The organism is Shinella sp. (assembly GCF_052438155.1).
Classification (GTDB): domain Bacteria; phylum Pseudomonadota; class Alphaproteobacteria; order Rhizobiales; family Rhizobiaceae; genus Shinella.
In genome coordinates this window covers 44488-61502 of the sequence record NZ_JBQVPI010000001.1, presented here as the reverse complement: position 1 = coordinate 61502, position 17015 = coordinate 44488, and the positions used below count along the sequence as shown (strand labels likewise).

Here is a 17015-nt window from a genome sequence, read left to right as displayed (position 1 = left end):
TCAGGCGGTCTGCTCGCTGACATGTAGCCCCGTTAGAAACAGCTGTTCGAGAAAACGCGCGGCGTCCTCGAACCGCCCCTCGCCGGCTTGATCCTGCCCCAGCACGGCGCGCACCTGTACGTCGAAGTCGGCATAGTGCTGGGTCGTCGACCAGATCGAGAAGATCAGGTGGTAGGGATCGCATTTGGCGATCTTGCCCGCCTTCGCCCAGGCACGAATGACCTCCGCCTTCTCATCGACAAGCGACTTCAGCGGTCCCTTCAGTTCGTCCTCGATATTCGGCGCGCCTTGCAGGATTTCATTCGCGAAGAGCCGGCTTTCGCGCGGAAAATCCCGCGCCATTTCCAGCTTGCGGCGAATATAGCTGCGGATTTCCGACACCGGATTGCCCTCCGCATTGAACTCGCGCAGCGGGTCGAGCCAGGTATCGAGCACGCGATTGATCAGCGAGCGATGCATCGCCTCCTTGGTGCGGAAATAGTAGAGCAGGTTCGGTTTCGACATGCCGGCCACTTCGGCGATCTGGTCGACGGTTGCCCCGCGGAAACCATGCAACGAAAACACCTCCAGCGCGGCCTCGAGGATTTGCTCCTCCTTCTCCTCCTGGATGCGCGTGCGTCGCTGAGTCCTCGCCGCCCTCGGTAATGCCATCGTGCCCCCCGGTCCGGCCTTGACCGTGGAACCGGAAAAGTGCCGTCAAATTCACCAGTTTAAACAGCCGCCATTTTCTTGGGCGCACCCCAATGCTTTTTGGTTTTTCGGCTTGAGTGCCGCAACGGAAGCTGTAATGTTTACCAACCGGTCAAATTATCAGACAGTTATCAAGTAAAGGCAACTGCTCTGATCGGAAGGCGCAAACAAACAATCGCGCTGCCACCCGGTGGGAACAGATTGAGGCTGCAAGAGCCCGAAGACGTGGGAGCATACGACATGGCCGCACCTGGCGAAAACATGCGTGTCAACGCGGACCGCCTGTGGGATTCCCTCATGGACATGGCGAAGATCGGCCCCGGCATTGCCGGCGGCAACAATCGCCAGACGTTGACCGATTCCGACGCCGAAGGCCGCCGCCTGTTCCAGGCATGGTGCGATAGCGCGGGCCTGACCATGGGCGTCGACACGATGGGCAACATGTTCATGACGCGCGCAGGCACCGACCCCGAGGCGCTGCCCGTCTATGTCGGCTCGCATCTCGATACCCAGCCGACCGGCGGCAAATATGACGGCGTGCTCGGTGTGCTCGCCGGCCTCGAAGTCATCCGCTCCATGAATGATCTCGGCATCAGGACGAAACATCCGATCGTCGTCACCAACTGGACGAACGAAGAAGGCGCCCGCTTCGCGCCGGCCATGCTCGCCTCCGGCGTTTTTGCCGGCGTGCACACGCAGGATTACGCCTATGGCCGCAAGGACCCGGACGGAAAGACGTTTGGCGACGAGCTGAAGCGCATCGGCTGGGTCGGCGACGAAGAGGTCGGTGCGCGCAAGATGCACGCCTATTTCGAATATCACATCGAACAGGGGCCGATCCTCGAAGCCGAGCACAAGCAGATCGGCGTCGTCACCCATTGTCAGGGCCTGTGGTGGCTGGAATTCACGCTCACCGGCCGCGAGGCGCATACCGGCTCGACGCCGATGAACCTGCGCGTCAATGCCGGCCTTGCCATGTCCCGCATCCTCGAAATGGTGCAGACGGTCGCCATGGAAAACCAGCCGGGCGCCGTCGGCGGCGTCGGCCAGGTGTTCTTCTCGCCGAATTCGCGCAACGTGCTGCCCGGCAAGGTCGTCTTCACCGTCGACATCCGCTCGCCGGACCAGAATAAGCTCGACGGTATGCGCGCCCGCATCGAGGCGGAAGCCCCGAAAATCTGCGAAGCACTCGGCGTCGGCTGTTCCGTCGAGGCGGTCGGCCATTTCGACCCGATCACCTTCGACCCGACACTGGTCGCGACCGTGCGCAAGGCCGCTGAGGACCTCGGCTACAGCCACATGAACCTCATCTCCGGCGCCGGCCACGATGCCTGCTGGGCCGCCAAGGTGGCGCCGGCCACGATGATCATGTGCCCCTGCGTCGGCGGCCTCTCGCACAACGAGGCGGAGGACATCTCCAAGGAATGGGCCGCCGCCGGCGCGGACGTGTTGCTGCACGCGGTGATCGAGACGGCGGGGATTGCGGAGTGAGCGGATGTTTTTGGCGGTGAACACCCCCTCATCCGACCCTTCGGGCCACCTTCTCCCCGCTGGGGAGAAGGGGACATCTAAGGAACCGTTTCCCCTGTTTCTCCAGTTCAGCGCGTGCAGCGAGGGATCAGAATACAGGGCTGTGCCAAGTTTCCCCTTCTCCCCAGCGGGGAGAAGGTGGCCCGAAGGGTCGGATGAGGGGGAGATGCCAAACGCAAACGACATCACAAAACGGCGCCCCGGCAAAACCAACCAGGCACGGAGACTGCGAAGGATAGAGACCGAAGAGGAACGCCGCCTCTGGAGCGATCTTCGTGACCGTCGCCTGAACGGTTTCAAGTTTTCCAGGCAGATACCTCTAGGAGCCTATGTCGCCGATTTTCTCTGCCGCGAGCGGAGACTAATCGTCGAGATCGATGGCTTCCATCACGCTGAAAGGCGAACAGACGAGACGCGCACTGACTGGCTTAACCGAGAAGGCTACTCCGTCCTCCGCTTCTGGAACCACGAGGTCACACAACAGCGGCGCGCAGTCCTCGACACAATCCTTGCCGCATTGAACGGCCAACTGATCGAACGTTGCGACACGACGCGCTTCTACCCGGCCATTCCTGGCGAAATCCAAGAAACAGGGGAAACCTCATGAGCACAGTCATCAAGGGCGGCACCATTGTCACCGCGGACCTCACCTACAAGGCGGACGTCAAGATCGAGGGCGGCAGGATCGTCGAGATCGGCCCGGACCTCTCGGCCGACGAAACACTGGATGCAGCGGGCTGTTATGTCATGCCGGGCGGTATCGATCCGCATGTGCATCTCGAGATGCCTTTCATGGGCACTTATTCGGCCGATGATTTCGAAAGCGGCACGCGCGCCGGGCTTGCCGGCGGCACGACCATGGTGGTCGATTTCTGCCTGCCCGATCCCGGCCAGTCGCTGCTCGACGCGCTGAAGCGCTGGGACAACAAGTCGACCCGCGCCAATTGCGACTATTCCTTCCACATGTCCGTCACCTGGTGGGGCGAACAGGTGTTCGACGAGATGAAGGCGATCGTCGAGGAAAAGGGTATCAACACCTTCAAACACTTCATGGCCTACAAGGGCGCGCTTATGGTGAACGACGACGAGATGTTCGCCTCGTTCCAGCGCTGCGCGGCGCTTGGCGCGCTACCCCTCGTTCATGCGGAAAATGGCGACGTCGTCGCCGCCATGCAGACGAAGCTGATGGACGAGGGCAACAACGGCCCGGAAGGCCACGCCTATTCGCGCCCGCCCTCCGTCGAAGGCGAGGCGACGAACCGCGCCATCATCATCGCCGATATGGCAGGCAGCCCGCTCTATGTCGTGCACACCTCCTGCGAACAGGCGCACGAGGCCATCCGCCGCGCCCGTCAGAACGGCATGCGCGTCTACGGCGAGCCGCTGATCCAGCACCTGACGCTCGACGAAAGCGAATATTTCAACAAGGATTGGGACCATTCGGCGCGCCGCGTCATGAGCCCGCCCTTCCGCAACAAGCAGCACCAGGATTCGCTGTGGGCCGGCCTTGCCAGCGGTTCGCTGCAGGTAGTCGCAACCGACCATTGCGCCTTCACCACCGACCAGAAGCGCACGGGTGCGGGTGATTTCCGCAAGATCCCCAACGGCACCGGCGGCCTCGAAGACCGCATGCCGATGCTCTGGACCAACGGCGTCAATACCGGCCGCCTCACCATGAACGAGTTCGTCGCCGTCACTTCGACGAACATCGCCAAGATCCTCAACGTCTATCCGAAGAAGGGCGCGATCCTCGTCGGCGCCGATGCGGATATCGTCGTGTGGGACCCGAAGCGCTCGAAGACCATCTCCGCCAAGAGCCAGCAGTCCTCGATCGACTACAACGTCTTCGAAGGCAAGCAAGTCGTGGGCCTGCCGCGCTATACGCTGACGCGCGGCGTCGTCGCCATCGAGGAGAGCACGGTGAAGACGCGCGAGGGCCACGGCCAGTTCGTAAAGCGCGAACCCTTCACGGCGGTGAACAAGGCGCTATCGACCTGGAAGGAAATCACCGCGCCGCGCAAGGTGGAGCGCAGCGGCATTCCGGCGAGCGGGGTCTGATGCCTCCCGGCCGCCCCCTCTCCATCCTTGTTCTCGGCATCGCGCTCGCCGGACCGGCGGGGGCAGCGGCCGATATCGTCGATGGCAATTATGGAGACGCGGAAGGCTGCCGCTATGCAACGACTGGTGAATCCTCCGGTGCGGATTTCTTCTTCCTGCTGAACAAGGAGGGCGTGACGACTGCGGCCTCCTATTGCGAATTCAAAGGTGAGGGCAAACAGGTCGGCGGTGCCACGACGGTCGCCGCCGAATGCCACGAAGAGGGCATGGAGGAGGTTACGCCGTATGAATTGACGCTGACGCCGGACAATGGCGGCTACACGATCAGCTTCCCGGACGGCACGCGCTGGGGGCCAATCATGCGGTGCACGACATGACGGTTGAGGGGCGCAGATATACCCCCCTCTGTCCTACCGGACATCTCCCCCACAAGGGGGGAGATCGAATGGTCGCCCTGTCTGGCCAGATCTCAACGGCTACGCCCGCGGTAAAGGCCATCTTCCCCGTGGGAGAAATCGATGGCTCCCAGCCAATCTCCCCCCTTGTGGGGGAGATGTCCGGCAGGACAGAGGGGGGTGCCTTCGCCCGCCCCTTAAACCGCCACCAGCGCCTCGAGATGCGGCAGAAGCACCACGCTCTCCTGCTCGTGGGGATCTGTCCTCGCGATGACCGCCGAGGCCGGCTGGTCCGAGAGGTTGGCCGGCAGATGCGGCACGCCGGCGGGGATGTAGAACATCTCGCCTGCCTTGACGATCACATGGTTCTCCAGCCGTTCGCCGTACCAGGTATGCGCCTCGCCGGAGAGCATGTAGATCGCGGTCTCGTGGCTCTTATGCATATGTGCCTTGGCGCGGCCGCCCGGCGGGATCGTCAGGAGATGCATGCAGATGCCCGACGCCCCCACGCTTTCGCGGGCAATACCCTCGAAATAGCTGAACCCCTGCTTTCCGTCATAGGTGCTGCCAGGGCGTACCACCCGGCATTCCGCCTTCGTTTCCATCGTCATCGTTCCATCCCCCGAAAGAATTCCGTGCCCAAAGTGATACTGCAGACAATGCTGATTGCAATGCCGAGAAGGGACATGCAGTCTGCCGAAAACCGCGCCGTGCGGGGCGCCGAAAGATGACCAGCATGCCCGTCTCCGATACCGTTGTTTCTGCAAAAGATCTCGGCCTCACCTTCCAGACCGCCGATGGCCCGGTCACGGCACTGACCGGCGTCAACCTGACCGTCGAAAAGGGTGATTTCGTTTCCTTCATCGGCCCCTCCGGCTGCGGCAAGACGACGTTCCTGCGCGTCATCGCCGATCTGGAAAAACCGACCTCCGGCACCATCACTGTCAATGGCCTGTCACCGGAAGACGCCCGCAAACGACGCGCCTATGGCTACGTCTTCCAGGCCGCAGCGCTCTACCCCTGGCGCACGATCGAAAAGAACATCGCGCTCCCGCTGGAAATCATGGGTCACTCGCGTGACGAACAGAAGGCGCGCGTCGCCCGCACGCTCGACCTCGTCAACCTCACCGGCTTCGGCAAGAAATATCCTTGGCAGCTTTCCGGCGGCATGCAGCAGCGCGCGTCGATTGCCCGCGCGCTCGCCTTCGACGCCGACCTGCTCCTGATGGACGAGCCCTTCGGTGCGCTCGACGAGATCGTACGCGACCATCTCAACGAACAGCTCCTGAAACTCTGGGCCGCGACCCAGAAGACGATCTGCTTTGTCACCCATTCGATCCCCGAGGCCGTCTATCTCTCGACGAAAATCGTCGTCATGAGCCCCCGCCCCGGCCGTGTCACCGATATCATCGATTCGCCGCTGCCGAAGGAGCGCCCGCTCGGCATCCGCGAGACCCCGGAATTCCTCGAGATCGCCCATCGTGTGCGCGAGGGCCTGCGCGCGGGCCACAGCTACGAGGAGCACGTCTGATGAAGCTCTCCTTCGTGCTCTGGCTGTTCGGCGCAACCGCCGTCTTCATCGGCGCGGCAACGTCGTCGCGCGCCTATGTCGGCACGACGAACATTCTCTACCTGCTGCTGTCCATGGCGCTCTACATCGTCGGCAACCTGATGATGCTGAAGCTGATGCGCGAAGGCGGGCTTGGGCTTGCCGTTTCGCTCTCCGCCATCACCCAGCTGCTGCTCATCAACGTCATCGCCTTCCTGTTCTTCGGTGAGCGGCTGAGCAGCACCCAGGTCGCCGGCGTCGGCCTCGGCATTCTTGCAATGGGGCTGATGCTGCTGCCCACCACGGCGCGGAGCTGAGCATGGAACAGGCCAGCTTCCTTCGCGATCGCCTGCTTCCCATCGTCACCGTGCTGCTCGCGCTGGTCGCGCTCTGGTATGTCTTCGTCGTCGTGCTGAACGCGCCCTTCGAGCGCGACACGGCAGGACGCGCCGGAACGACGATCACGTTCATGGAGCTGTTGCCGAAGACCATGGCGCAGGAGCGGCCCGTTCTGCCGGCACCGCACCAGGTCTTCGCCGAACTCTGGGACACGACCGTCAACAAGGCGGTCACCTCGAAGCGCAGCCTTGTCTACCATGCCGGCATCACGCTTTCCGCAACGCTGATGGGCTTTGCCATGGGCACGGTGCTCGGCATCCTGCTCGCCATCGCCATCGTGCACAACCGCGCGATGGACCGTTCGCTGATGCCTTGGGTCATCGCCAGCCAGACGATCCCGATCCTGGCCATCGCGCCGATGATCATCGTCGTCTTGAATGCGGTCGGTATTTCCGGCCTGATGCCGAAGGCGCTGATCTCGACCTATCTGTCCTTCTTCCCGGTCGTCGTCGGCATGGTGAAGGGGTTGCGCAGTCCTGAGCAGATCCAGCTCGACCTGATGCACACCTATTATGCCTCTTCGTCGCAGACCTTCTGGAAGCTGCGCTGGCCTTCTTCCATGCCCTACCTTTTCACCTCGCTGAAGGTGGCGATCGCCATCTCGCTCGTCGGCGCCATTGTCGGCGAACTGCCGACCGGCGCCGTCGCCGGCCTGGGCGCACGCCTGCTCGCCGGCTCCTACTATGGCCAGACGGTGCAGATCTGGGCGGCCCTCTTCATGGCGGCGGCGGTCGCGGCCCTCCTCGTCATCGTCGTCGGCTTCGCGCATAGCCTTGTCCTCAAGCGCATGGGGGCACGGGCATGAATCTTTCCATCCTTGTGGCCGCAATCGTCTTCTGGCTCGCCGCCTGGGCCTTCAACGAATGGCTGGTACGCCAGAAATTTACGAGCCCGGCAGCGGACCGCGCTGCGCGTATCGCCGTGCCGTTGATTTTCGGTGCCACCATCCTCGTGCTCTGGGAAGGCATCGTGCGCGGCTTCAACGTGCCCTCCGTGCTGCTGCCGCCGCCGAGCATGATCTGGGTGCGGCTGATCAACTCCATACCGACGCTCTGGGCGGACTTCCGCCAGACCTTCCTGAAATCCGTGCTTGTCGGCTATGCACTCGGCTGCGGCCTGGGTTTTCTCGTCGCGATCCTCATCGACCGCTCGCCCTTCCTGCAGAGGGGCCTGCTGCCGCTCGGCAATTTCGTCTCGGCGCTGCCCGTCATCGGCGTCGCACCCATCATGGTCATGTGGTTCGGCTTCGACTGGCAGTCGAAGGTCGCCGTCGTCGTCATCATGACCTTCTTCCCCATGCTGGTGAACACCGTCTCCGGTCTTGCCGCGACCAGCCATATGGAGCGCGACCTGATGCGCACCTATGCGGCCGACTGGTTCCAGACCCTCGTCAAGCTGCGCCTTCCCGCCGCCTGGCCCTTCATCTTCAATGCCCTCAAGATCAACTCGACGCTTGCGCTCATCGGCGCGATCGTTGCCGAATTCTTCGGGACGCCCATCGTCGGCATGGGTTTCCGCATTTCCACGGAAGTGGGCCGCATGAATGTCGACATGGTTTGGGCCGAGATCGCGGTTGCCGCGGTGGCTGGCTCCGCCTTTTACGGGATCGTCGCGCTCATCGAGCGGGTCGTCACGTTCTGGCACCCGTCTGTCCGTGGTGGGCAGGCGTAAAATAAGAAAGAAAGAGGGAACTGACATGAAAACGAAGATCGCATCGCTGCTTCTGGCAAGCGCCTTCTCGCTTGCCGCGTTCCAGGCAGAGGCCGCCGACAAGGTGACGCTCCAGCTGAAATGGGTCACCCAGGCCCAGTTCGCCGGCTACTACGTCGCCAAGGACAAAGGCTTCTACGAGGAAGAAGGCCTCGACGTCGAAATCAAGCCGGGCGGCCCGGATATCGCCCCGGCACAGGTGATCGCCGGCGGCGGCGCCGATGTCATCGTCGACTGGATGCCGTCTGCGCTGGCCACCCGTGAAAAGGGTGTAGCGCTCGTCAACATCGCCCAGCCGTTCAAGTCGTCCGGCATGATGCTGACCTGTTTGAAGGAATCCGGCGTCACCGGTCCGGAAAACTTCAAGGGCAAGACGCTCGGCGTCTGGTTCTTCGGCAACGAGTATCCGTTCCTCTCCTGGATGGCACATCTGAAAATCCCGACGGATGGCGGGCCGGATGGCGTGACCGTCCTCAAGCAGGGCTTCAACGTCGACCCGCTGCTCCAGAAGCAGGCGGCCTGCATCTCGACCATGACCTACAACGAATATGGCCAGGTTCTCGATGCCGGTATCAAGCCGGAGGATCTCGTGACCTTCAAGTATGAAGACCAGGGTGTCGCGACGCTCGAAGACGGTCTCTACGTGCTGGAAGACAAGCTCGCCGACCCGGCCTTCAAGGAAAAGATGGTCAAGTTCGTGCGCGCATCCATGAAGGGCTGGAAATACGCCGAAACGAACCCGGACGAAGCCGCCGGTATCGTTCTCGAAAACGACACGACCGGCGCGCAGACCGAGGCGCACCAGAAGTTCATGATGGGTGAAGTCGCCAAGCTGACCGCCGGCTCCAACGGCGCGCTCGACGAGGCGGACTACAAGCGCACCGTCGCCTCGCTGCTGGCAGGCGGCTCCGACCCGGTAATCTCCAAGGAGCCGGAAGGCGCCTGGACGCATGCCGTTACGGACGAAGCACTGAAGTAGTCCATTTCGTCAGAAATTAAGACGTGCGGGGCCCTGTCCCGCACGTTTTTTTTTGGCGAGACCTGCGACAGCGCGCCGCGATTGCCATCGAAAAGCCAAACGTATAAAATAATGAGGCACCATTCCGTTGCCTCTTGTAAGGGCAATGAACGCTGATTACATAATCCGCAACATGGGAGCCAGGAGAGGCAGGGGAGCCGCTCCGTGTCGGCCATATTGCTTGGGAATTGGGTCCGGTAAAACGACAACAGAATGTCCGGCCTATAATCATAAAGTCATGCTTTTGAGAAAGTTCGGCCTATGGCTTCTGGACACATGAAGGTTCTCTCTCTTTCCGTCGTCGCGTTCATGGCGGCCAACCCGTTGATTTCCTTCGCGGCCGATGCAGCAACGGGCGAAGCCGATACGACCCAGCAGGTGCAGAACCTGCCCGCCATCGTCGTCACGGCCGCAGAAACACGCACCATCATCGACCGGGTAATCGCGACCGGCACGGTCCAGGCGGTCGATGAAGTCTATGTCACGCCGCTCGTCGATGGCCTGTCCATCCGCACGCTCGCCGCCGATGTCGGCGACACGGTCGAGGCCAACAGCACACTCGCCACGCTCAACGACGATGCCCTCATCCTCCAGAAGAGCCAGACCGTGGCCTCGCTCGCCAAGGCTGAGGCAGCCCTTGCGCAGATCAAGGCGCAATTCGTCGAGGCCAAGGCCAATGCGGACGATGCCGTGCGCACGCGTGAACGCGCGCTGAAACTCGTCAAGTCCGGTTCGCAGTCGCAGGCCACCGCCGAGCAGGCCACGGCAGCCGCAGATGCAGCCCTTGCCCGCGTCAACTCCGCCGAACAGGCGATCGGCGTTTCGGAGGCCGATATCAAGGTCGCCCAATCGCAGATCGACGATATCGACTTGAAACTTGCCCGCACAGCGGTGAAGTCACCGGTTGCCGGCATCGTCTCCGCCCGCACCGCCAAGGTTGGCGCGATCGCGAGCGGCGCCGCCTCGCCGCTCTTCACCGTCATCCAGGATGGCGCGATCGAGCTGAAGGCCGACGTTTCCGAGGACGGTATCCTCAAGCTTGCACTCGGCCAGAAGGCAGCCGTCTCGCTTGCCGGCGGTGCTGCCGAAGTCACCGGCGAAATCCGCCTTATCGAGCCGACGCTCGATCCGCAGAGCCGTCTCGGCCGCGTCTATATCCGCTTCGACGACCCCGGCAAGGCACGCGCCGGCATGTTTGCCAATGCGGAAATCATCGTGGAGGAGAAGCAGGGCATCGTGCTCCCGCTTTCCGCCATCACCACGACAGGCGGCAAGACGGTGGCCCGCAAGGTCGAGAACGGCGTCGTCAAGCTGGTGCCGGTCGAAACCGGCGTTCAGGACGGCCAGGTGATCGAGATCACCAGCGGCCTCAAGGAAGGCGACGAAGTGGTCGCCAAGGCCGGCGCCTATGTTCGCGATGGCGACAAGGTCAATCCGGTCAAGGCCGAACAGGCTTCGGCCACGAAATGACGTGAAGGCTCCTCCAAAGGGGGAGCCGCTTCCGCAGCACGCGGAAGAGAATGCCGGGCTGGGGCGCCCGGTAGCATGACAGGTGACCCGGGCGGGCGGGAACCTGAAGAACGTCTGGTCTCTTATCGAGGACTTTGGGGACATGAACTTTTCAGCTTGGTCCATTCGCAATCCGATTGCGCCGCTGCTCGCGTTTTTCCTGCTGATGTATATCGGCATCCAATCCTTTTACGCGCTGCCCATCACGCGCTTCCCGAACATCGACGTCCCGGTTATCGCCATCAGCGTGACGCAGAGCGGCGCCGCCCCGGCGGAACTGGAAGTGCAGGTCACCAAGGAGATCGAGGACGCGGTCGCCGGCATCGAAGGGGTGGACGACATCACGTCCACCGTGACGGACGGCAGCTCGGTGACCTCCGTGCTCTTCGAGATCGAAAAGCCGACGAACCAGGCGCTTCAGGACGTCAAGGATGCGATCGACCGCATTCGCAGCGACCTGCCGGCATCGATCGAGGAACCCGTCGTCACCAAGATCGACGTGGAAGGCCAGGCGATCCAGTCCTTCGCCGTCTCTTCACCGAACATGACGCTCGAGGAACTATCGTGGTTCGTCGACGACAAGGTCAAGCGCGCCCTGCAGGGCCGACCCGGCATCGGCAAGATCGACCGCTTCGGCGGCGCCGACCGCGAGGTGCGCATCGACCTCAACGCCGACAAGCTCGAATCCTTCGGCATTACCGCCGCAGACGTGAACCGCCAGATCCGCAACATGAATGCGGATTCCGGTTCCGGTCGCGGCCAGATCGCCGGCGCCGAGCAGGCGATCCGTACCCTCGGTGACGCCCGCTCCGTCGAGAAGCTGACGAACACCATGATCGCGCTACCGAACGACCGCTTCGTGCGGCTTTCGGAGCTCGGCACGGTCACCGACACCTATGAGGAGCCGCGCTCCTTCTCGCGCTTCAACGGCAATCCGGTGGTGACCTTCGCGGTCTTCCGCTCCAAGGGTGCCAGTGAAGTCACCGTCGCCGAATCGGTCGCCGAATCGCTGGAAAAGGTGCGCACGCAGTATCCCGACGTCTCGATCCAGCTGGTCGATGACGCGGTCTACTTCACCTACGGCAACTATGAAGCCGCGTTGCACACGCTGCTTGAAGGTGCGCTCCTCGCCGTTGCGGTGGTTCTGCTCTTCCTGCGCAACTGGCGGGCAACGCTGATCTCCGCCGTTGCGCTGCCGCTTTCGGTTATCCCGACCTTCTTTGTCATGGACATGCTCGGCTTCTCGCTGAACCTGGTCTCGTTCCTTGCACTGACGCTTGCGACCGGCATCCTCGTCGACGACGCGATCGTCGAGATCGAGAACATCGCGCGGCACATCCGCATGGGCAAGTCGCCCTACAAGGCGGCAATCGAGGCCGCCGACGAAATCGGCCTCGCCGTCATCGCGACGACCTTCACCATCATTGCCGTCTTCGTGCCGGTCTCGTTCATGCCTGGCATTCCTGGCCAGTACTTCATCCAGTTCGGCCTGACGGTGGCCGTCTCGGTGTTCTTCTCGCTCGCGGTGGCGCGTCTCATTACGCCGGTCATGGCGGCCTATCTCATGCGCTCCGGCGATGGGGACGGCCATGGCGAGGAGAAGGAAGGCGCCTTCATGCGGTTCTATACCTGGCTCGTCAGCACGACGACGAGCACATGGTATGCCCGCTACCTCACGCTGATTGCCGCCTTCGCCTTCCTCGCCGGCTCGATCATGCTGCTGGCCACGGTTCCCGGCAGCTTCCTGCCGCCGGAAGACGCTTCCCGCGTCGTTCTCTCCGTGGAATTGCCGCCGGATGCGATGCTTTCGGATACCGATCGCACGACCACGCAGATCTACGAGCGGGTCAAGGACATCAACGGCGTCGAAAGTGTCTTCGTGCTCGGCGGCTCGTCGCCGAAGGGCGACCTGGAACTGCGCCGCGCCTCCGTCACGGTCATTCTCGACAAGCTCGAACACTCGCTGACCTACAAGCTGGTGAACGACGTGCTCGGCCGTATCCCAGTCGTCGGCCAATACCTGCCGAAGATGGAAGCGCACGGTCGCGTGCGTCCGCAGTGGGATATCGAGAAGGAAATCTTCGCGACGCTGCGCCAGATCCCGGACGTGCGCATCATCAAGCTCAACGACCGTGGCGAGCGCGACCTGGCGTTCAACCTGCTGTCCAACAACGAGGCGGACCTCAACAACACCGTCGCCGTGCTGGAATCCAAGCTGCGCGCCGATCCGGTCCTGTCCAATGTCAGTTCGGAAGGCTCGCTGCCACGGCCGGAACTGCAGATCCGCCCGCGTGACGAGCAGATGGCCCGCCTCGGCATCACCACGGCGCAGATCGCCGAAGTGGTGCGTGTCGCCACCATCGGCGATATCGACGCCCAGCTCAGCAAGGTCTCGCTGGACGACCGCCTGATCCCGATCCGCGTACAGGTCGACCGCGGCTTCCGCGCCGACCTTGCCGCCATCCGCAACCTGAAGATCCAGGCGGCGAGCGGGCAGGTCGTGCCGCTCTCCACCGTCGCGGATATCGAATATTCCGAGGGACCGAGCTCGATCAAGCGGCACAACCGCAACCGCGTCGTCTCGATCGGCTCCGACCTCCAGCAGGGCGTGGCGCTCGATACCGCCACGGGCCGCTTCAAGGAGATCGCCAACAGCATCGACATGCCGCCGAGCGTACAGTTCATGGAAAGCGGCGACGCCGAAATCCAGGGCGAGATGCAGCAGTCCTTCGGCAATGCCATGCTGCTCGGCCTGCTGCTCGTGTTGATGGTGCTGATCCTTCTGTTCAAGGACGTGATCCAGCCCTTCACCATCCTGCTGTCACTGCCGCTCGCCATCGGCGGCGTGGCCGCGGGCCTGATCCTGACGCAGAACGCGCTTTCCATGCCCGTTCTCATCGGCATCCTGATGCTGATGGGCATCGTGACGAAAAACGCGATCCTGCTCGTCGACTTCGCCATCGAGATGATGCACCAGGGCATGCACCGCGTGGAGGCAATGATCGAGGCCGGCCGCAAACGCGCCCGCCCGATCGTCATGACCTCGATTGCCATGTCGGCCGGCATGCTGCCTTCAGCACTCGGCGTCGGCGAAGGCGGTTCGTTCCGGTCACCCATGGCGATCGCGGTCATCGGCGGCATCATCGTTTCGACGGTGCTCTCGCTCGTCGTCGTACCGTCGTTCTTCCTCATCATGGACGACCTGTCGCGCCTGCTCGGCTGGATCTTCGGCCGCTTCGTCGGCAAGAAGGACGACGAACTGCTGGCAATGGAGCCGGAGGCGCTCACCCGCCTTGCCGACCAGACGGCGCGCGACGTGTCCGACCTCGAAAAGCGCATCGAAACGCTCGAGAAGAAGAAGGGTGGCGAGCGCAACCACCTCAGTGTCGTGCACCACTCGACGCTCGCTGCCGAATAGGCAGCCGCGACCCAGATCGGAAGCGGCCGGCTCGTCGAAAACGAGCCCGCCCGTTTCGTGTTCATTGATCGAAATCAATTCGCACTTGCCCACCCTCGACTATCGTCCTGTCATCAAAGACCGAACGACGCCTGCGGGAGCATGGAGTGAGATCGATGAACAGGCTGATGAAACCCGGTGCCCGGGAACGGGAAACCCTGCTGAATTCCGGACTTCTGTCGGTGCTTGGCGTGGAAAGCGTCGCAGCCATGATGGAGATCGCCGTCATCGGCAACCTGCCGGCGCGGCAGATCTTGTTTCGCGAGGGCGAGCCCGCCGACATGCTGCATTGCGTGCTGTCCGGCTATATTCGTCTCTACAAGCTCGATCCGGACGGACGCGAGGCGGACGTCGAACTCTACGGCCCGGGTGATCTCATCGGCGCCAGCGTGGTGCTCGACGGCGGCCGCTATGCCGCAACCGCCCAGGCCGCCGAACCGTCCCTCATCGCCCGCTTCGACCTGAAGCGCGTGCGCGACATAGCCTCCCGCCGACCGGATCTGGCAGTGGCGCTGGCCAATGCCCTCTCCACCCAACTCTCCAAGGTTTTCGGCTGCCTCGCCAACGACCGGCTGCACACGGCGCCACAGCGCGTTGCACGCTATCTGCTCGCCCATTGCTCGCAGGATGGCAAGGCCGTCAGCTTCCGCCTGCCCTACCAGAAGAGCCTGCTTGCCGGAAAGCTGGGCCTCGCCCCCGAAGCCCTGTCGCGGGCCTTCTCCATGTTGCGCGACCACGGCGTCAATGTGCGCGGTCGCCTCGTTCATATCGGGGATCCCGAGGCGCTCCGGCGCGTCTGATCAGAGCCCGCCCTGAACACGAAGGAAGTCGACGATCCGGTCGACGCCCTCCCCCCGCTTCATGTCGGAGAAGACGAAAGGGCGCGCCGCGCGCATGCGTCCGGCATCCCGCTCCATCACCTCGAGATCGGCGCCGACATAGGGCGCCAGGTCCTTCTTGTTGATGACGAGCAGGTCGGAGCGCGTAATGCCGGGGCCGCCCTTGCGTGGGATTTCCTCGCCCTGGCAGACGGAAATGACATAGATCGTCAGGTCCGCAAGGTCGGGTGAAAAGGTCGCCGCCAGATTGTCGCCACCCGATTCGATGAAGACCACGTCCAGTTCGGGAAAACGCCGGTTGAGATCGGCGATCGCCTGGAGATTGATCGACGCATCCTCGCGGATCGCGGTGTGCGGGCAGCCGCCCGTCTCCACCCCGACAATGCGGTCCGAAGGCAGCGCCTGCATGCGCACCAGCGCCTCGGCATCCTCCTTCGTGTAGATATCATTGGTGACGACCGCCACCGAGTAGTGCTCGCGCATCGCCTTGCAGAGCTTTTCGGTGAGCGCCGTCTTGCCCGAACCGACGGGGCCGCCGATGCCGACGCGCAGGGGACCGTTCTTCGATGTCATTCAAAACCTCCGAAAAGCCTGGAACGGGCAGCCGGGACCGCCGCCCTACCGTCATTGAAAACCTGTGCCTGTCTGGGCGTCGCAACAGACATGCTCACGAGCGAAACAGCCGGGTCGCCAGTGTCTCATGTTTGAGGCTGGCAATATCGGCCCGAATGGTGGCGGACCCAAGATCGTCGAGCGTCGAGCGGGATGCCGCGGCGGCAAGCGCGAGGACCCGCCCCTCAAGCCCGGCAAGCGTCGCCACGCCATCCCGCTGGCCGATCACGCCGCAGCGGATCGCGACGGAGACGAGATTGGAAACGACCGCGTGCAGATAGGCCGCAAGCGCCGTCTCGGCCGCAATGCGATGCCCGCCTGACACCGCACCGACGGCTACCGGATAGGCGGCCGCCTCGCCAAGCATGTCCAGCACCGGATGCGGCCAGCTTGCCGCGGCGGCAAGAAAAGCCTCGCCCTGCAACATCGTCTCGCGATGCCGCTCCGCCGAGCCCGACAGGGCTTCCGCAAGGGCCGCAACGTCGGCGAGCCGGGCGGCGTCTTCGACAGAACGGTGCGCCTCCGCAAAAAGCACCGCATCATTCCAGAGCGTGCCATGCGCCAAAAGGCTCGCAAGCCAGTCCCGAAGCGTGACGACATCGTGGATATCGCCATCGGCCACCACCTGCTCGACCCCACCGGAATAGGCAAAGGCCCCGACCGGAAAGGCCGGCGAGAGCCAGGTCATCAGCCGGACCAGCGCTTCGGGCGATACCGTATCAGCCATGGTTATGGTTGTGATGCCCATGGTCATGACCGGCGCCGTGATAGGCGCCCCGCGCCGGATGGAACGGCTCGGAAACATCCCGAACAAGGGCGCCAAGTCCGGTCAGCATGTCGCGGATCACATGGTCGCGCAGGATGAGGATACGACCTTCCTCGATTTGAGCCTGCAAGTGGCGGTTGCCGAGATGCCAGGCGAGTTCGATGAGATGCAGAGGGCTCTTCGGCGTCACCTCGTAAAGCTCCTCCTCCGCGGCAATCACCTCGACAACCTCCCCCGTCTCCGTGAGCAACAGGTCGCCATGGGCAAGCTGCACCGGCTCCTTCAGGTCGAGCATCACCACATCGTCGTGCTGCATGTGCAGGAGCTTGCGGCGCACATGGCGCTGGTCATGCGTCAGCACGACGACATCGATGGGCATGCGGTTTCCGCCGGTACCGTGCGGCAGGACTTCCGTTGAGCGATAGGGCAAGGCGACCTCGGGTGTCGATGGATAAGTCCCGCCGAGAAAAGCATGTTTGCCAG

General features: G+C 63.0%; 17 protein-coding genes. 12 read left to right on the top strand and 5 right to left on the bottom strand.

Going from position 1 to position 17015, the window contains the following annotated elements; genetic code table 11:
* Nucleotides 1-651, bottom strand: a complete 651-nt coding sequence (locus tag ACT6VE_RS00265) for a TetR family transcriptional regulator C-terminal domain-containing protein (protein ID WP_444796637.1) — start codon at nucleotides 649-651, stop codon at nucleotides 1-3.
* A gap of 279 nt (nucleotides 652-930) precedes the next feature.
* On the opposite strand from ACT6VE_RS00265, the gene ACT6VE_RS00260 reads away from it, so the two are divergent.
* From ACT6VE_RS00260 to ACT6VE_RS00245, 4 genes are read left to right on the top strand one after another with little or no spacing between them, the layout of a single operon-like run.
* The gene (locus ACT6VE_RS00260; RefSeq protein WP_444796636.1) at nucleotides 931-2181 is read left to right on the top strand and encodes a Zn-dependent hydrolase; all 1251 of its coding nucleotides are present in this window, start codon (nucleotides 931-933) and stop codon (nucleotides 2179-2181) included.
* 4 nt (nucleotides 2182-2185) lie between these two features.
* The gene (locus ACT6VE_RS00255; RefSeq protein ID WP_444796635.1) at nucleotides 2186-2827 is read left to right on the top strand and encodes an endonuclease domain-containing protein; all 642 of its coding nucleotides are present in this window, start codon (nucleotides 2186-2188) and stop codon (nucleotides 2825-2827) included.
* Nucleotides 2824-4278, top strand: a complete 1455-nt coding sequence (gene hydA, locus ACT6VE_RS00250; protein WP_444796634.1) for a dihydropyrimidinase — start codon at nucleotides 2824-2826, stop codon at nucleotides 4276-4278. Before ACT6VE_RS00255 ends, hydA begins: the two co-directional genes overlap by 4 nt.
* Nucleotides 4278-4655, top strand: a complete 378-nt coding sequence (locus ACT6VE_RS00245; protein ID WP_444796633.1) for a hypothetical protein — start codon at nucleotides 4278-4280, stop codon at nucleotides 4653-4655. Before hydA ends, ACT6VE_RS00245 begins: the two co-directional genes overlap by 1 nt.
* 215 nt (nucleotides 4656-4870) lie before the next feature.
* On the opposite strand, the gene ACT6VE_RS00240 is transcribed toward ACT6VE_RS00245, so the two are convergent.
* Nucleotides 4871-5278: a cupin domain-containing protein gene (locus tag ACT6VE_RS00240; RefSeq protein WP_444797422.1), complete on the bottom strand. Its 408-nt coding sequence runs from the start codon at nucleotides 5276-5278 to the stop codon at nucleotides 4871-4873.
* A gap of 122 nt (nucleotides 5279-5400) precedes the next feature.
* Here ACT6VE_RS00240 and ACT6VE_RS00235 point away from each other — a divergent pair, with 122 nt between their 5' ends.
* From ACT6VE_RS00235 to ACT6VE_RS00200, 8 genes are all read left to right on the top strand, one after another.
* Entirely contained in the window at nucleotides 5401-6204 is an 804-nt protein-coding gene (locus ACT6VE_RS00235; RefSeq protein WP_069057881.1) for an ABC transporter ATP-binding protein, read from the top strand.
* Nucleotides 6204-6539 (top strand): hypothetical protein, encoded by a 336-nt coding sequence (locus tag ACT6VE_RS00230; RefSeq protein ID WP_069057880.1) that lies wholly within the window; start codon nucleotides 6204-6206, stop codon nucleotides 6537-6539. Before ACT6VE_RS00235 ends, ACT6VE_RS00230 begins: the two co-directional genes overlap by 1 nt.
* Before the next feature lie 2 nt (nucleotides 6540-6541).
* Complete coding sequence (locus tag ACT6VE_RS00225; RefSeq protein ID WP_444796632.1) at nucleotides 6542-7426, top strand: ABC transporter permease; 885 nt, start codon at nucleotides 6542-6544, stop codon at nucleotides 7424-7426.
* A complete protein-coding gene (locus ACT6VE_RS00220) occupies nucleotides 7423-8292 on the top strand; it encodes an ABC transporter permease (RefSeq protein WP_444796631.1) in 870 nt (289 codons plus the stop codon). The genes ACT6VE_RS00225 and ACT6VE_RS00220 overlap by 4 nt, the downstream gene beginning before the upstream one ends.
* A 25-nt stretch (nucleotides 8293-8317) precedes the next feature.
* Complete coding sequence (locus tag ACT6VE_RS00215) at nucleotides 8318-9310, top strand: ABC transporter substrate-binding protein (protein ID WP_069057877.1); 993 nt, start codon at nucleotides 8318-8320, stop codon at nucleotides 9308-9310.
* 315 nt (nucleotides 9311-9625) lie between these two features.
* On the top strand, nucleotides 9626-10819 hold the full coding sequence (locus ACT6VE_RS00210) for an efflux RND transporter periplasmic adaptor subunit (RefSeq protein ID WP_444796630.1): 1194 nt from the start codon (nucleotides 9626-9628) through the stop codon (nucleotides 10817-10819).
* A 142-nt stretch (nucleotides 10820-10961) separates the two neighbouring features.
* Entirely contained in the window at nucleotides 10962-14276 is a 3315-nt protein-coding gene (locus tag ACT6VE_RS00205; RefSeq protein ID WP_444796629.1) for an efflux RND transporter permease subunit, read from the top strand.
* Nucleotides 14277-14431: 155 nt separating this feature from the next.
* Entirely contained in the window at nucleotides 14432-15115 is a 684-nt protein-coding gene (locus tag ACT6VE_RS00200; protein WP_444796628.1) for a Crp/Fnr family transcriptional regulator, read from the top strand.
* Here the strand turns inward: ACT6VE_RS00200 and ureG are convergent, their stop codons facing one another.
* From ureG to ACT6VE_RS00185, 3 genes are all read right to left on the bottom strand, one after another.
* Nucleotides 15116-15727 carry an urease accessory protein UreG gene (gene ureG / locus ACT6VE_RS00195; RefSeq protein ID WP_444796627.1) on the bottom strand — a complete coding sequence of 204 codons (612 nt, stop codon included), beginning with the start codon at nucleotides 15725-15727 and terminating at the stop codon, nucleotides 15116-15118.
* Between the two features lie 94 nt (nucleotides 15728-15821).
* Nucleotides 15822-16514, bottom strand: coding sequence for an urease accessory protein UreF (locus tag ACT6VE_RS00190; RefSeq protein ID WP_444797421.1), 693 nt, complete (start codon nucleotides 16512-16514; stop codon nucleotides 15822-15824).
* On the bottom strand, nucleotides 16486-16911 hold the full coding sequence (locus tag ACT6VE_RS00185; protein ID WP_444796626.1) for an urease accessory protein UreE: 426 nt from the start codon (nucleotides 16909-16911) through the stop codon (nucleotides 16486-16488). The genes ACT6VE_RS00190 and ACT6VE_RS00185 overlap by 29 nt, the downstream gene beginning before the upstream one ends.
* Nucleotides 16912-17015: the final 104 nt, after the last annotated feature.

Excerpts from the sequence above, each read along its gene's own strand:
- ACT6VE_RS00255 (WP_444796635.1), top strand. The coding sequence starts at position 2,186 with ATGTTTTTGGCGGTGAACACCCCCTCATCCGACCCTTCGGGCCACCTT.
- ACT6VE_RS00225 (WP_444796632.1), top strand. The coding sequence starts at position 6,542 with ATGGAACAGGCCAGCTTCCTTCGCGATCGCCTGCTTCCCATCGTCACC.
- ACT6VE_RS00185 (WP_444796626.1), bottom strand. The coding sequence starts at position 16,911 with ATGCCCATCGATGTCGTCGTGCTGACGCATGACCAGCGCCATGTGCGC.
- ACT6VE_RS00260 (WP_444796636.1), top strand. The coding sequence starts at position 931 with ATGGCCGCACCTGGCGAAAACATGCGTGTCAACGCGGACCGCCTGTGG.
- ACT6VE_RS00265 (WP_444796637.1), bottom strand. The coding sequence starts at position 651 with ATGGCATTACCGAGGGCGGCGAGGACTCAGCGACGCACGCGCATCCAG.
- ACT6VE_RS00240 (WP_444797422.1), bottom strand. The coding sequence starts at position 5,278 with ATGGAAACGAAGGCGGAATGCCGGGTGGTACGCCCTGGCAGCACCTAT.
- ACT6VE_RS00230 (WP_069057880.1), top strand. The coding sequence starts at position 6,204 with ATGAAGCTCTCCTTCGTGCTCTGGCTGTTCGGCGCAACCGCCGTCTTC.
- ACT6VE_RS00235 (WP_069057881.1), top strand. The coding sequence starts at position 5,401 with ATGACCAGCATGCCCGTCTCCGATACCGTTGTTTCTGCAAAAGATCTC.
- ACT6VE_RS00210 (WP_444796630.1), top strand. The coding sequence starts at position 9,626 with ATGAAGGTTCTCTCTCTTTCCGTCGTCGCGTTCATGGCGGCCAACCCG.
- ACT6VE_RS00245 (WP_444796633.1), top strand. The coding sequence starts at position 4,278 with ATGCCTCCCGGCCGCCCCCTCTCCATCCTTGTTCTCGGCATCGCGCTC.
- ACT6VE_RS00200 (WP_444796628.1), top strand. The coding sequence starts at position 14,432 with ATGAACAGGCTGATGAAACCCGGTGCCCGGGAACGGGAAACCCTGCTG.
- ureG (WP_444796627.1), bottom strand. The coding sequence starts at position 15,727 with ATGACATCGAAGAACGGTCCCCTGCGCGTCGGCATCGGCGGCCCCGTC.
- ACT6VE_RS00190 (WP_444797421.1), bottom strand. The coding sequence starts at position 16,514 with ATGGGCATCACAACCATAACCATGGCTGATACGGTATCGCCCGAAGCG.
- ACT6VE_RS00205 (WP_444796629.1), top strand. The coding sequence starts at position 10,962 with ATGAACTTTTCAGCTTGGTCCATTCGCAATCCGATTGCGCCGCTGCTC.
- hydA (WP_444796634.1), top strand. The coding sequence starts at position 2,824 with ATGAGCACAGTCATCAAGGGCGGCACCATTGTCACCGCGGACCTCACC.
- ACT6VE_RS00215 (WP_069057877.1), top strand. The coding sequence starts at position 8,318 with ATGAAAACGAAGATCGCATCGCTGCTTCTGGCAAGCGCCTTCTCGCTT.
- ACT6VE_RS00220 (WP_444796631.1), top strand. The coding sequence starts at position 7,423 with ATGAATCTTTCCATCCTTGTGGCCGCAATCGTCTTCTGGCTCGCCGCC.